General features: G+C 74.7%; 11 protein-coding genes. 6 read left to right on the top strand and 5 right to left on the bottom strand.

All coding sequences use genetic code 11. The features are described from left to right. Positions 1-45 precede the first annotated feature (45 nt). Both Q5530_RS23305 and Q5530_RS23300 read right to left on the bottom strand, forming a co-directional pair. Positions 46-1290: a cytochrome P450 gene (locus Q5530_RS23305; RefSeq protein WP_415364884.1), complete on the bottom strand. Its 1245-nt coding sequence runs from the start codon at positions 1288-1290 to the stop codon at positions 46-48. A 438-nt stretch (positions 1291-1728) separates the two neighbouring features. Next, positions 1729-2190: a MarR family winged helix-turn-helix transcriptional regulator gene (locus Q5530_RS23300; RefSeq protein ID WP_415364883.1), complete on the bottom strand. Its 462-nt coding sequence runs from the start codon at positions 2188-2190 to the stop codon at positions 1729-1731. A 70-nt stretch (positions 2191-2260) separates the two neighbouring features. Here Q5530_RS23300 and Q5530_RS23295 point away from each other — a divergent pair, with 70 nt between their 5' ends. The 3 genes from Q5530_RS23295 to Q5530_RS23285 all read left to right on the top strand — a co-directional run bounded on the left by Q5530_RS23295 (position 2261) and on the right by Q5530_RS23285 (position 8559). Continuing rightward, entirely contained in the window at positions 2261-3316 is a 1056-nt protein-coding gene (locus tag Q5530_RS23295; protein WP_415365127.1) for an LLM class flavin-dependent oxidoreductase, read from the top strand. 195 nt (positions 3317-3511) lie between these two features. Continuing rightward, a complete protein-coding gene (locus Q5530_RS23290) occupies positions 3512-7291 on the top strand; it encodes a Pls/PosA family non-ribosomal peptide synthetase (RefSeq protein ID WP_415364882.1) in 3780 nt (1259 codons plus the stop codon). Next, positions 7288-8559: a M1 family metallopeptidase gene (locus tag Q5530_RS23285; RefSeq protein ID WP_415364881.1), complete on the top strand. Its 1272-nt coding sequence runs from the start codon at positions 7288-7290 to the stop codon at positions 8557-8559. Before Q5530_RS23290 ends, Q5530_RS23285 begins: the two co-directional genes overlap by 4 nt. A gap of 183 nt (positions 8560-8742) precedes the next feature. Here the strand turns inward: Q5530_RS23285 and Q5530_RS23280 are convergent, their stop codons facing one another. After that, a complete protein-coding gene (locus tag Q5530_RS23280; protein ID WP_415364880.1) occupies positions 8743-9291 on the bottom strand; it encodes an EF-hand domain-containing protein in 549 nt (182 codons plus the stop codon). A 185-nt stretch (positions 9292-9476) separates the two neighbouring features. Between Q5530_RS23280 and Q5530_RS23275 the strand changes: the two genes are divergently transcribed. Together Q5530_RS23275 and surE are read left to right on the top strand one after the other, a co-directional pair. Further along, positions 9477-10397: a 1-phosphofructokinase family hexose kinase gene (locus tag Q5530_RS23275; protein WP_415364879.1), complete on the top strand. Its 921-nt coding sequence runs from the start codon at positions 9477-9479 to the stop codon at positions 10395-10397. Then, a complete protein-coding gene (gene surE / locus Q5530_RS23270; RefSeq protein WP_415364878.1) occupies positions 10394-11134 on the top strand; it encodes a 5'/3'-nucleotidase SurE in 741 nt (246 codons plus the stop codon). The genes Q5530_RS23275 and surE overlap by 4 nt, the downstream gene beginning before the upstream one ends. Here the strand turns inward: surE and Q5530_RS23265 are convergent. After that, a complete protein-coding gene (locus Q5530_RS23265; RefSeq protein ID WP_415364877.1) occupies positions 11131-11862 on the bottom strand; it encodes a helix-turn-helix domain-containing protein in 732 nt (243 codons plus the stop codon). The two genes, surE and Q5530_RS23265, sit on opposite strands and share 4 nt — an antisense overlap. 222 nt (positions 11863-12084) lie before the next feature. Here Q5530_RS23265 and Q5530_RS23260 point away from each other — a divergent pair, with 222 nt between their 5' ends. Next, positions 12085-12750 (top strand): DUF4097 family beta strand repeat-containing protein, encoded by a 666-nt coding sequence (locus tag Q5530_RS23260; protein WP_415364876.1) that lies wholly within the window; start codon positions 12085-12087, stop codon positions 12748-12750. Between the two features lie 105 nt (positions 12751-12855). On the opposite strand, the gene Q5530_RS23255 is transcribed toward Q5530_RS23260, so the two are convergent. Further along, entirely contained in the window at positions 12856-13005 is a 150-nt protein-coding gene (locus tag Q5530_RS23255) for a hypothetical protein (RefSeq protein WP_415364875.1), read from the bottom strand. Positions 13006-13190: the final 185 nt, after the last annotated feature.

Below are 13190 nucleotides of genomic sequence, written 5' to 3'. Positions count from 1 at the left end.
GCGGTGCCGGGCCGGGCGCGTTCCCCCAGTCGGACGGACATCGGCTCAGGGCTCCAGGGTCACGGGCACGGAGGAGAACGTGTTCGGCACGACCTTGTCGTCGCGCGCGAACTCCGCCGCGTCCCCCGCCAGCCGGGCGTTCGGGAAGCGCTCGCGCAGGGCGGTCAGCGCGGCGCGGGCCTCGATGCGGGCCAGGTGGTGGCCCAGGCAGTAGTGGATGCCGTGGCCGAACGTGGCGTGGCCCAGGGCGGCGTTGCCGGAGGTGGCGGCGCGGCGCGGGTCGAAGCGCGAGGCCGTGGGGCCGTGCACGCCCGGGTCCCGCCCGGCGGTGCCCAGGCCGACCATGATCAGCGCGCCCTCCGGCAGCACCGTGCCCGGCAGGTCGATGTCGGTGACCACCCGGTAGTGCGGCGTCACCCGGGTGGGCGGGTCCCAGCGGGCGGACTCCTCCACCGCGTCGGCCACGGCCTCCGGGGTGGTCAGCCCCTCCCAGGCGCCCGGCAGGGCCAGCAGCGCGGCGACGGTGTTGCCGATCAGGCCCGTGGTGGTCTCGTGACCCGCCACCACCAGCAGGATCGCGGTGGTGACCAGTTCCTCGGGGGTCAGCTGCTCGCCGTCGATCCGGGCCTGCACCAGGGCGCTGAGCAGGGCGTCGTCGGGGCGTTCGCGCTTGTACTCGATCAGCCCCGCCAGGTAGCCGACCATCGCGTCGGAGGCGGGCACGACCAGCTCGGGGCGCTCGGTCATCATGCCGGAGGTCCAGCGGTTGAGCTGCATCCGGTCCTCCGGCGGCACGCCCAGCAGGTCGCAGATCACCGCCAGCGGCAGCGGGAACGCCAGCTCCTTGATCAGGTCGGCCTCGCCGGACATCGCGGCCACCATCTCGGTGGCGGTGCGCTCCACCACCGGGCGCAGCGCCTCGACGCGGCGCGGCGTGAACGCCTGCGACACCAGGGCGCGCATCCGGCGGTGGTGGGGCGGGTCGGTGTTGAGCATCGACGGGCCGATGATCCGCGACAGGTCGGTCGGCTTGCCCTTGTCGGACAGCTGCTGCTGCATCGCGGCGCGCAGCCCGCCGGCGTCCTTGGACAGCCGGGTGTCGTTGAGCAGCGTGCGGGTGGCCTCCAGGCCCATGGTGGTGACCAGCACCTCCAGGCCGTTGGGCAGCTCGGCGAGGTGCGCCGGTCCCCGCGCGGCCAGGGCGTCCTCGTGCGCGTGGTGCTGCCAGCCGCGCAGCGGACCGCCTACCAGAGCCTGCCGATCAGGGGCGAACTCCGCCGTCAGCTGCACGTCTTCTCCTTCGCGAGGGGGTGGTTCAGCGTTCACCTTGGCCGGGACGCGGGGGTGGGCGCATCAACCGACATCCGTATTCGTCGCCGGCGCGTACGGATGCCCGCGTACACCGGCGCGGGGGTGGGGATACGGAAGTGGATACGGATGGTTGGCGATGCGCCCGGCCGCGCGCGTGCGCGAGGCTGGGTACGCGTTCGGCACCCGACGGCCGAACGCCACCACCGGACCGGCGGAAGGGTAGGCCGTCGTCCGGCACCCGGGGGGGCGGAGAGGGGGTCGCACCACGCGCGGCCCCTTTTCCCGCTCCCGCCGTTTCCGACGCGGCGCGGCCGGCCAGAACGATGCGGCAGGCACGAACGGCCCGGTCAACCGGAGCGACGTGGCCGGCCAGAGCAGCGCGATCGGAGAGCAGCACGGCCGGCCGGAGCGGCCCGGTCAGCCGTCGGCGGCGATCCGGTCCAGCACGCGGCGCAGCACCCGGCCCAGCACCTCGGCCTCCTCGGCGGGCAGCGCGTCGAACAGGTAGCGCCGCACGGTCGCCACGTGGCCCGGCGCGGCGCTCCCGATCGCCGCGCGCCCCGCCGGCGTGAGCCGCACCATCGAGCCCCGGGCGTCCTCCGCGCACTCCTCGCGCACCACCAGCCCGCGCTTCTCCATGCGCGCGACCTGGTGGGACAGCCTGCTGCGCTCCCACCCGACGAGCCGACCCAGCTCGCGGGAGCGCACCACCCCGTCCGGCGCCTCCGACAGCGGGGCCAGCAGGGCGTAGTCGGCGTTGGACAGGCCCGAGTCGCGCAGGAGTTGGCGCTCCAGCGCGCCGTGCAGTTCGCGGTGCACGGCCAGGTACGCCTGCCACACCGCCGACTCGCGCTCGTCGAGCCACCGCGGTTCGCCCATGTGGCCAAGCTAGCAACTTGTTGACGCGTCATCAAACACGCGCTAATTTGTTGACGTGTCCGCGAATGGTATGCAGCTCGGCGTGTACAGCTTCGGCGACCGGCACCCCGACCCGGGAACGGGCGAGCAGGTCACCGTCGCCGACGCGCTCCGGCAGTCGCTGGAGCGGATCCGGCTGGCCGACGAACTGGGCCTCGGCTTCTACGGCCTGGGCGAGCACCACCTGCCCGCCTACTCCGTCTCCAGCCCCGGCACGGTGCTGGCCGCCGCGGCGAGCGTCACCGAGCGCATCACGCTCAGCAGCGCGGTCACCGTGCTCAGCACCGAGGACCCGGTCCGGGTCTACCAGCAGTTCACCACGCTCGACCAGCTCAGCCGGGGCCGCGCCGAGCTGCTGGCGGGCCGCGGCTCGTTCACCGAGTCGTTCCCGCTGTTCGGGGCGAGCCTGGAGGACTACGACGAGCTGTTCGAGGAGAAGCTGGCGCTGCTGCTGCGGCTGGACCGGGAGGACCCGATCACCTGGTCCGGCCGGTTCCGCGCGCCGCTGGAGAACGCGCACGTCTACCCGCGCCCCTACCGCGGGCGGCTGCGCGTCTCGGTCGGCACCGGCGGCAACCCCGAGTCCTCGATCCGCGCGGGCCTGCTCGGCCTGCCCGTGGTCTACGCGGTCATCGGCGGCGAGCCCGAGCGCTTCGCCCCGCTGGTCGACCTGTACCGGCGCGCGGGCGAGGCGGGCGGGCAGGACGGCCTGGAGGTGACGATGAGCGCCATCGGCCTGATCGCCCGCCGGTCGCAGGACGCCAAGGAGGCGTTCTACCCGTACTGGCTGGAGACGATGCGGTACGGCGCCCGCGCGCGCGGCTGGTCGGTGCCCTCCCGGGCCGACTACGACGCCTGGACCCGCGACGCGAACTCGATCTTCGCGGGCAGCCCCGAGGAGGTCGCCGAGCGGCTGGTCTCGGTGGGCCGCCTGGTCGGCGCCGACCGCTACGCCATGCAGATGGACTGGTCGGGCGTGCCGCACCGGCTGGTGATGGAGGCGATCGAACTGCTCGGCACCGAGGTCATGCCACTGGTGGAGAAGGAGCTCGGCACGCCCGCGCGCGGCACCGGCGCGGCCTCCTGACCGGGTGTGACACCACCCACTCGCGATCGCCGGTGGCGCGACGACCGCGTTAATCCCCGGTAAAGTCGTTCTCCGGCGGTTCCGCGGTCGCGATCGCCGGAGACTGCCCGACCGGTCCCCGCCGGGTGTGAGCGCAGTCGTTCCCACCCCCTTGGAGGACCACTCAGTGCGTTCGCGTCCCGCCGGTGCCCGCCGGTGACCCTCGTCCACGACACCACCGCGCCGGTCGACGCGCCGGCGCTGTTCCGCGCCGGCCCCGCCGCCCCCGCGCGCACCCTGCTCGACGTCCTCGCCGACACCGCGCGCCGGTACCCCCACTCCCCCGCCCTGGACGACGGCACCGTCCCGCTGACCTACCGGGACCTGCTCGACGAGGTCGACGCGCTGCGCCGGGAGCTCGTCGCGGCGGGCATCGGCGTCGGTGACCGGGTCGGCGTCCGGGCCCCGTCCGGCACGGCCCGCCTGTACGTGGCCGTGCTGGCCGTGCTGGCGGCGGGCGCCGCGTACGTGCCGGTGGACGCCGACGACCCGGACGAGCGCGCCGAGCTGGTGTTCGGCGAGGCCGGTGTCTGCGCCGTGCTCGGCGAGCGGCTCACCCTGCGGGGCACGCCGACGCGCGCGGTCGGGACGCCCGGCCCCGACGACGACGCGTGGATCATCTTCACCTCCGGCTCCACCGGCAGGCCCAAGGGCGTCGCGGTCACGCACCGCGCGGCCGCCGCGTTCGTCGACGCCGAGGCCCGGCTGTTCCTGCCCGAGGACCCGATCGGGCCGGACGACCGCGTGCTGGCCGGCCTGTCGGTCGCGTTCGACGCCTCCTGCGAGGAGATGTGGCTGGCCTGGCGCCACGGCGCGTGCCTGGTGCCCGCGCCGCGCGCGCTGGTGCGCACCGGGTTCGACCTCGGGCCGTGGCTGGTGGAGCGCGAGATCACCGTGGTGTCCACGGTGCCGACGCTGGCCGCGCTGTGGCCGGTGGACGCGCTGGACGACGTGCGGCTGCTGATCTTCGGCGGCGAGGCGTGCCCGCCGGAGCTGGCCGAGCGGCTGGCCGTGGACGGCCGCGAGGTGTGGAACACCTACGGCCCCACCGAGGCGACCGTGGTGGCGTGCGCCGCGCGGCTGACCGGCGAGGGCCCGGTGCGCATCGGGCTGCCGCTGGACGGCTGGGAGCTGGCCGTGGTCGACGCCTCCGGCGCGCCGGTGCCGATGGGCGGCTCCGGCGAGCTGGTGATCGGCGGCGTCGGCCTGGCCCGCTACCTGGACCCGGCCAAGGACGCGGAGAAGTTCGCGCCGCTGCCCGCGCTGGGCTGGTCGCGCGCCTACCGCAGCGGCGACCTGGTGCGCGCGGAGCCCGAGGGGCTGCTGTTCCTCGGCCGCGCCGACGAGCAGGTCAAGCTGGGCGGGCGGCGGATCGAGCTGGGCGAGGTGGACGCGGCGCTCCAGGCGCTGCCCGGCGTCGCCGGCGCCGCCGCCGCGGTGCGCTCCACCAGGGGCGGCAACCAGGTCCTGGTCGGGTACGTGGTCGCGGGTCCCGACTTCGACCGGGCCGCCGCGGCGGCCCGGTTGCGCTCGGCGCTGCCCGCGGCGCTCGTGCCGCTGCTGGCCTCGGTGGACGCGCTGCCCACCCGCACCTCCGGCAAGGTCGACCGCGCCGCCCTGCCGTGGCCGCTGCCCGGCGCGGACGACGCCGCGCCCACCGGGCTGGTCGGCACCGAGGCGTGGTTGGCCGAGCAGTGGGCCGAGGTGCTCGGCTCCCGGGTGGGCGACCCCGGCGCCGACTTCTTCGCCCACGGCGGCGGCAGCCTCGCGGCCGCGCAGCTGGTGTCGCTGATCCGCGCCCGCCACCCCGGCGGCTCGGTCTCCGACATCTACCAGCACCCGACGCTGCGGGCGCTGGCCGCGCGGCTGGACGAGCTGTCCGGGCACCGGGCCACCACCCGCGAGGTCGCGCCGACACCGCGTTGGACCGGCGCGCTGCAACTGCTGCTCCTGGTGCCGCTGACGAGCCTGGTCGGCGCCCGGTGGTCGGTGCTGCTGGCCGCCCTGGGCACCGCGCTCGGCCTGACCGCGCCGGTGTCCTGGTGGTGGATCGCCGCGGGCTGGCTGCTGTTCGTCAGCCCGCCCGGCAAGATCGCCATCGCGGCCGGCGGCGCCCGCCTGCTGCTGCGCGGCGTGCGGCCGGGCACCTACCCGCGCGGCGGGCACGTGCACCTGCGGCTGTGGACCGCCGAACGGCTCGCCGGGTTCAGCGGCGCGACCGAGCTGGCCGGGTCCTGGATCACGCACTACGCCCGCGCGCTGGGCGCCCGCATCGGCCCGGACGTCGACCTGCACTCGCTGCCGCCGGTGACCGGCCTGCTCAAGCTCGGCAAGGGCAGCGCGATCGAACCCGAGGTCGACCTGTCCGGGCACTGGCTGGACGGCGACCGGCTGCACGTCGGCCGCATCCGGGTCGGCGCGGGCGCGGTCGTCGGGGCGCGCAGCACCCTGTTCCCCGGCGCCCGGATCGGCAAGCGGGCCGAGGTCGCGCCCGGTTCCGGCGTCACCGGTTCGGTGCCCACCGGTCAGCGGTGGGCCGGTGTGCCCGCCACGCGCGACGGCAAGGCCGCCCGGCCCGGACCCCGCCCGCCGCGGTCGCGCCGGTGGCAATTCGCCTACGGGGTGACCACCTCCGCGCTGGGGCTGCTGCCCGCGGTGGCGGCCGCGCCGGCCGTGCTGCTGGTCGTGCGCGAACCGCTGACGCCGGTCTCGGCGCTGCTCGCCGCGCCGCTGGCCGCGGTGGCGTGGCTCGGCACCTACGCGCTGCTGGTGCTGGTGTCGGTGCGGCTGCTCGGCCTCGGGCTGCGCGCGGGCACCTACCCCGTGCACAGCCGCGTCGCCTGGCAGGCGTGGGCCACCGAGCGGCTGATGAACATGGCCCGCGTCGCGCTGTTCCCGCTGTACGCCAGCCTGTTCACGCCCGTGTGGCTGCGCGCGCTGGGCATGAGGGTCGGCCGCCGGGTCGAGGCGTCGACCGTGCTGGCCCTGCCGAAGATGACCACCATCGGCGACGGCGCGTTCCTCGCCGACGACACCATGGTGGCCTCCTACGAGCTGGGCGGCGGGCGGCTGCGCATCGCCGCCGCGCGGGTCGGCAAGCGGGCGTTCCTGGGCAACTCGGGCATGACCGCGGCCGGTCGCGCCGTGCCGAACCGCGGCCTGGTCGGCGTGCTGTCGGCCACCCCGCGCAAGGCCAAGGCGGGCAGCTCCTACCTGGGGATGCCGCCGATGAAGCTGCCGCGCGCGGCCGAGGAGGGCGACCAGAGCCGCACGTTCGACCCGCCGCGCCGGCTGGTGGTGGCGCGGGCGCTGGTGGAGCTGTGCCGGGTCGTGCCGGTGATGTGCCACGTGGCGCTGGTGATCGGCGTGCTGCTCGCGGTGCGCGAGGTGGGGCCGCTGCTGGCCGGGCCGGTGCTGCTGGCCGCGGGTGTGGTGGCCTGCGCGGTGGCGGTGGCGGCGAAGTGGCTGCTGGTCGGCCGGTTCCGGACGCGGGAGCACCCCCTGTGGAGCGGGTTCGTGTGGCGCAACGAGCTGGCGGACACCTTCGTCGAGGTGCTGGCGGTGCCGTGGCTGATCGGCTCGGCCGGCGGGTCGCCGGTGATGGGTCTGTGGCTGCGGTCGCTGGGCGCCCGGGTGGGCCGGGGCACGTGGGTGGAGTCGCACTGGTTCCCCGAGTCGGACCTGGTGCGCCTGGGTGACGGCGCGACGGTCAACCGGGGGTGCGTGGTGCAGACCCACCTGTTCCACGACCGGATCCTGCGCCTGGACCGGGTCGAGCTGGCCGCCGGCGCGACGCTGGGCCCGCACGGCATCGTGCTGCCCGGCGCGCGGGTCGGCGAGCACGCCGCGGTCGGCCCGGCGTCGCTGGTCATGCGCGGCGAGCACGTGCCGGCGGGCACGCGGTGGCTGGGCAACCCGATCTCCGCCTGGCGATGACCGATCCGTACCTGCCGGACCACGGCGACGACGGGTACCGGGTCGGGCACTACGACCTGGAGCTGGACTACCGGCCGCACACCGGGCGGTTGGCGGGGCGGGCGGTGCTGTCCGCCGTCGCGGAGGCCCGGTCGGACCGGCTGGTGCTGGACTTCGGCCCGCTGGCGGTGAGCCGGGTGCTGGTCGACGGCAGGCCCGCCCGGTTCACCCACGGCGGCGGCAAGCTGCGCGTGCGCCCGCAGCGGCCGGTGGCGGGACCGTTCACCGCCGAGGTCCGCTACGCGGGCACCGCGCGGCCGGTCCGCACGCGCCACTGGGGCGAGCTGGGCTGGGACCAGCTCACCGACGGCGCGCTGGTGGCCAGCCAACCGGTCGGCGCGCCGTCCTGGTTCCCGTGCAACGACCTGGTGCGGGACCGGGCGACCTACCGGATCGCGGTCACCGCGCCGTCGGCCTACACGGTGCTGGCCAACGGCGTGCTGGTCGACGGGCGGGTCGGCGGCAGCACCACCACGTGGGTCTACGAGCAGACCGAGCCGATGGCGACCTACCTGGCGTCGGTGCAGGTCGGGGTGTACGAGCGGCTGGCGCTGGCCGACGGCCAGGACCTGCACGCGCCGGCCCGGCTGCTGCGCGCGGCCCGGTACGACTTCGCCCGGCAGCCGCGGATGGTGGAGGTCTTCGAGGAGCTGTTCGGCCCCTACCCGTTCCGCCGGTACCAGGTCGTGGTGACCGACGACGAGCTGGAGGTGCCGGTCGAGGCGCAGGGCATGTCGGTGTTCGGCGCCAACCACGTGGACGGGCGGCGGGGCTGCGAGCGGCTGGTGGCGCACGAGCTGGCGCACCAGTGGTTCGGCAACAGCGTGGGCCTGGCCCGGTGGCGCGACATCTGGCTCAACGAGGGCTTCGCCTGCTACGCGGAGTGGCTGTGGGCGGAGCGCTCCGGCGGTCCGGGCGCCGCCGGGCAGGCGGCACGGGCGCACGCGCGGCTGTCGCGGCTGCCCCGGGACCTGCGGCTGGGCGACCCGGGCGTGGCGAACATGTTCGACGACCGGGTGTACGAGCGCGGGGCGCTGGTGCTGCACGCGTTGCGGGACCGGGTGGGGGACCAGGACTTCTTCGCCGCCGTGCGGGACTGGACCGGGACCTTCCGGCACCGGACCGCCACGACGGCGGATTTCGCGGCGGTGGTGCAGCGGCACACGGCCCTGCCGCTGGAGGCGTTCTTCCGGGCGTGGTTGGAGGACTTCGCGCTGCCGGCGCTGTGAGGGGCGGCCGACGCGGTGAAGTGGGCGTGGTGAGCGCGGCGAGGACGGTCGGCCCTGTGGGAGCGGCCGGCCCGATGAAGGGCGGCCGGCCCCGCGCCGGCGGCCGGTCCGGTAGCGGTGCGACCCCGCCGACCGGGGCACCGCCTGGCCGGTGCCCCACCCGCCGGCGCCCGCCGGCCCGGACTACGGGGTGACCGGTCCGAGCAGGTGGTTGCCCGGCGCGTCCGGGTCGGCGCTGAGGTAGAAGTCGGAGATGGCCTGGCGGAACTCGGCGTGGCTGATCTCGCCGTTGCCGTCCAGGTCGAGCTTCGTGAACGCCGCGCTGGAGTGCTCCCTCGGGATGCCGAGCACGTCGTACAGGCGCACGTACTCGTCGTGGCTCAGGACGCCGTCCTCGTCGGTGTCCAGGGCGCGGATCACCGCGTCGGCGATCGCCATGACCGCCCTGTCGAAGTGCTCGGGCGCGGTGACGTTGACCAGCATGACGGTGGTGAACTCCTCGCGGGAGATCCTGCCGTCGCCGCCGGTGTCCCCGTGCTCCAGCACCAGTTCCCACCACGCGTCGAAGGCGTCGTGGATGGCGGTGATGGTGGCGTGGTCGTCCTGGTGGGCCACCCGGGCGAACATCCGGGCCGTGGCCTGGAAGTCGTCCCTGGTGAGATGACCGTCCCGACCCTGGTCGAACCAGTCGAAGACGATGCTGAACTTCTGGTCCTTCAGGACACTGGTCATGGCGTGAACCCCTGGTTCACCCGGTGCGCCCACCACGGCGATCGGCGCGGTACGGGGGACTCTTGCGAAGATCCGCGCGCGCCGCCCGACCACACCGGATCCTTCACCTCCGCAGGTGAATCCCCGTCCGACCACCGGTGGTCCGACATGCTTCGATTTCACCGGAACGGGGTAGATGTCCGTTTATGACGGGTCGAGTGGTGGTGTTCGCGCCGTCGCCGGAGCTCACGGTGACGGTGGAGGAGCTGGACGGTGCGCCGGACATCCACGTCCACGCGGGTGGCCAGGGCGTGTGGCAGTCGAGGATGATCGAGTCGCTGGGGTCGGAGGTCGTGCTCTGCGCGGCGCTGGGGGGTGAGACCGGACATGTGCTGCGCCACCTCATCGGCGTGGAGCTCAAGGTCCGCGAGGTCGCCGCGCGCAACGGCGGGTACGTGCACGACCGCCGCGACGGCGGGCGCGACCAGCTGGTGCGGATGCCCGCGGACGCGTTGACCCGCCACGAGCTGGACGACCTGTACGAGATGACGCTGGTCGAGGGCCTCAACGCGGGCGTGGCCGTGCTCAGCGGCCCCGCCGAGCACGACGAGCCGGTGCCGGACTCGGTGTACGAGCGGCTGACCCGCGACCTGGGCGGCAACGGCTGCCGGGTCGTGGTGGACCTGTCCGGCGGGCGGCTCGCCGCGGCCCTGGAGGGCGGCCCCGACGTGGTCAAGGTCAGCCACACGGAGCTGGTGGCCGACGGCTTCGCCGAGTCCGACGAGCTCGCCGACCTGGCGCAGGGGTGCCGGGAGATCGCGAAGTCGGGCGCGCGGGCGGTGGTGGTGTCCCGCGCGGCGGACGAGACGCTGGCCCTGATCGAGGGCTCGTTCTTCCTCGTCGAGGTGCCGGAGCTGTCCCCCGTGGACACCCGGGGCGGCGGCGACTCGATGACCGCCGGGCTGGCGGCCGGGCTGTCCCAGGGCCGGTCGCTGGAGGAGTCGCTGCGGCTGGGCGCGGCGGCGGGCGCGGTCAACATCACCCGGCACGGCCTGGGCACCGGCAGCGGCGACGTGGTGAGGGAGCTGACCGAACGGGTAACCCTCAAGCCATGGGACGCGGCGTGAGGGTGCTCATCACCAACGACGACGGCATCGACTCCCCCGGTCTGCACGCCTTGGCGCGCGGGGCCCGGGACCACGGGTGGGACGTGGTGGTGGCCGCGCCCGAGCGCGAGGCCAGCGGCACCAGCGCGGGCCTGACCGCGGCCGAGGACGACCGGCGGGTGCGGGTGACCCGGCAGGAGCTGCCCGGCCTGCCGGACGTGCCCGGCTTCGCGGTGGCCGCCCACCCGGGCCTGATCGCCCTGGTCGCGGCGCAGGGCGCGTTCGGCGACCCGCCGGACGTGGTGCTGTCGGGCGTGAACCGGGGCGCGAACGTGGGCCGGGCGGTGCTGCACTCGGGCACCGTCGGCGCGGCGCTGACCGCGTCGATCAACGGCGCGCGGGCCATGGCGGTGTCGCTGGACGTGCCGCTGGGCGAGGGGGCCGAGCACCACTGGGACGCCGCGGTCGCGGTGGCGACGCAGCTGTTCGACCGGCTGGCCGCGCTGCCGCCGGGCGCGGTGCTCAACCTCAACGTGCCCAACCGGCCCGGGGCGGGCGAGCCGAAGCGGGCGAGCCTGGCGGAGTTCGGCGCGGTGCAGAGCCGGGTCAAGGACACCGACGACGGGTCGATCGACCTGACCTCGGTGCTGGTGGAGGGCGACCTGCCGCCGGGCAGCGACGCGGCGCTGCTGGCCGAGGGTCACCCGACGGTGACGCCGCTGCGGTCGGTCAGCGAGGACACCGGGCTCGACCTCTAGTCGGTCGCGGGCGGCGCCTCGGCCTTCGTGGAGAGGACCTCGCGGGCCTGCTCGGCGGCGCGGGTGATGCTCTCGCCGACGAAGTCGACGAAGCGGGCGATGCCCTCCAGGCGGACGGCGGCCGGGGTGGCGGGGCCGAGGACCCCGACGCCCCGCCGCGCGGTCTCGGCGAGTTCGGCGTGGGACCGGGCACTGGCGATCATGGACTGGTACCAGACGTCGTTGTCGGCGACGTAGCGCTCGCGGCGGCGTTCGTCGCGCTTCCGCCGGACGAGGCCCTGGCCTTCGAGGAACGTGATCGCCTTGGACACCGACGCGGGGCTGACCCGGAGGCGCTGGACGAGTTCGGACGCGGTGAGGCTGCCCGCGTCGGTGGTGTAGAGGCAGGTCAGCACCCGGGCCATCATCCTGGGCAGGCCCTGTCGCACGAGCAGGGCGGTGAACGCCTCCTCGTACTCGCGCACGGCCTCGGCGTCGCGCCCGTGGGGTTGCGCGGGCGCCTGCGACCCCCCGGGTGTGGTCCGGCTGCGGCGGCGCGCGCGGTGCTCGGTGGCGCGGTGGGCCAGGTCGGCGCGGTAGGCGGTGGGGCCGCCGTTGCGCATCACCTCCCGCGTGACCGTCGAGGTGGGTCGGTCCAGACCCCGGGCGATCTCCGCGTAGGCGAGGCCGTCGGCCAGGCCCAGCGCGATCTGCCGGCGTTCCTGCTGGGTGAGCCTGCCTCCCGGCATGGGTTCTCCTCCGCGCTGCTCCGAGGCGCCCAGCATAGCGTTCAGTTTCCAGCGGTTGCAACGAGCGAACGACCCCTGTTGCGTTAGATTCCGAGCCATTGCAATGATGTCGTAACTTCTACCTGCATTTATGGCTTTTATGCGCAACGATCTCGTTGCTCGATCCTCGAACGCAACGTAGCGTTTCCGGTGTCAGAAACAACAGGCACAGAGGAGCACGCGATGCACACCTTCGACACCCCCGCCCCCATCTCCGCCGTCCTCGACATCCCCGCCGGGCACGTCCGGTTCATCGCCGCCGACCGGGCCGACACCGCGGTCGAGGTGCTGCCCGCGGACGCCGCGAGGAGCCGCGACGTGGCGGTGGCGCGGCAGACCACGGTCGACCTCGTCGACGGGGTCCTGCGGATCGGGGCATCGGCGAAGAACCAGCTCTTCGGCAGCTCCGGGGCCGTCGAGGTGACGGTCAAGCTGCCCGCGGGCTCCCGCGTCGAGGCGAAGGCCGCCAGTGCCGAGTTCCGGGGCGTCGGGCGGCTGGGCGACGTCGCCTTCGAGGGCGCGCACGGCTCGGTCAAGCTCGACGAGGCCGCGAGCCTCCGCCTGACCACCCTCTCCGGTGACGTCTCGGTCGGTCGTCTCACCGGCCCCGCGGAGATCAGCACCGGGAAGGGCGACATCCTCATCACCGAGGCCGTGCGCGGCACGCTCGTGCTGCGCACCCGGGACGGGGACGTGTCGGTCGGGGCCGCCGCCGGGGTGTCCGCCTCGCTGGACGCGGGCACCACCCTGGGCCGGATCCACAACGCCCTCAGGAACACCGGCGGCGTCGCGGAGCTGAACATCCACGCGACCACCGACCACGGTGACATCGCCGCCCGCAGCGCCTGATCCGGGGAGAACGCCGATGAGCACCAGGCCGGGGGGTGGTTCCTCGGCCGACCGGTCCGACGCCGGCGATCCCGTCACCGGCCACACGTTCGCCGACCGCGGGGATCACGCGTCGGAGGACACGCTCCAGTCGTCCGGGACGGGCTCCGCGATCGGCTCGGCCCGCTCGCGGTCGGCCGGGAACGCGGTACCGGTGACCAGGTCCGGACCGCCCCACTGGGAGCCGTCGGACGTGACCAGTCGGTGCTTGCCCATGGTGTTACCTCCACTCGATCCTGGGACAAGTACCCCGTTCGAGCAACACCACACTCGAACGGCCTATGGCCCGCCTCACAGAGGCGGGCCACAGGCTGCGGAGCGTGATCATCCCGCGTAGTGCACGTCCGGCCACGGTGGGGTGGTCATGCCGTTGCCGATGTGGAAGGAGGGGTGTGGGGGTT

It is taken from the genome of Saccharothrix sp. BKS2 (assembly GCF_047689505.1).
GTDB lineage: Bacteria > Actinomycetota > Actinomycetes > Mycobacteriales > Pseudonocardiaceae > Actinosynnema > Actinosynnema lopnurensis.
This window is presented reverse-complemented; position numbering and strand designations above follow the sequence as displayed.

Bases quoted from the DNA above. Each gene is read 5' to 3' on its own strand.
- Q5530_RS23280 (WP_415364880.1), bottom strand. From the start codon at position 9,291: ATGACCAGTGTCCTGAAGGACCAGAAGTTCAGCATCGTCTTCGACTGG.
- Q5530_RS23265 (WP_415364877.1), bottom strand. From the start codon at position 11,862: ATGCCGGGAGGCAGGCTCACCCAGCAGGAACGCCGGCAGATCGCGCTG.
- Q5530_RS23300 (WP_415364883.1), bottom strand. From the start codon at position 2,190: ATGGGCGAACCGCGGTGGCTCGACGAGCGCGAGTCGGCGGTGTGGCAG.
- Q5530_RS23255 (WP_415364875.1), bottom strand. From the start codon at position 13,005: ATGGGCAAGCACCGACTGGTCACGTCCGACGGCTCCCAGTGGGGCGGT.
- Q5530_RS23295 (WP_415365127.1), top strand. From the start codon at position 2,261: ATGCAGCTCGGCGTGTACAGCTTCGGCGACCGGCACCCCGACCCGGGA.
- Q5530_RS23260 (WP_415364876.1), top strand. From the start codon at position 12,085: ATGCACACCTTCGACACCCCCGCCCCCATCTCCGCCGTCCTCGACATC.
- Q5530_RS23285 (WP_415364881.1), top strand. From the start codon at position 7,288: ATGACCGATCCGTACCTGCCGGACCACGGCGACGACGGGTACCGGGTC.
- Q5530_RS23275 (WP_415364879.1), top strand. From the start codon at position 9,477: ATGACGGGTCGAGTGGTGGTGTTCGCGCCGTCGCCGGAGCTCACGGTG.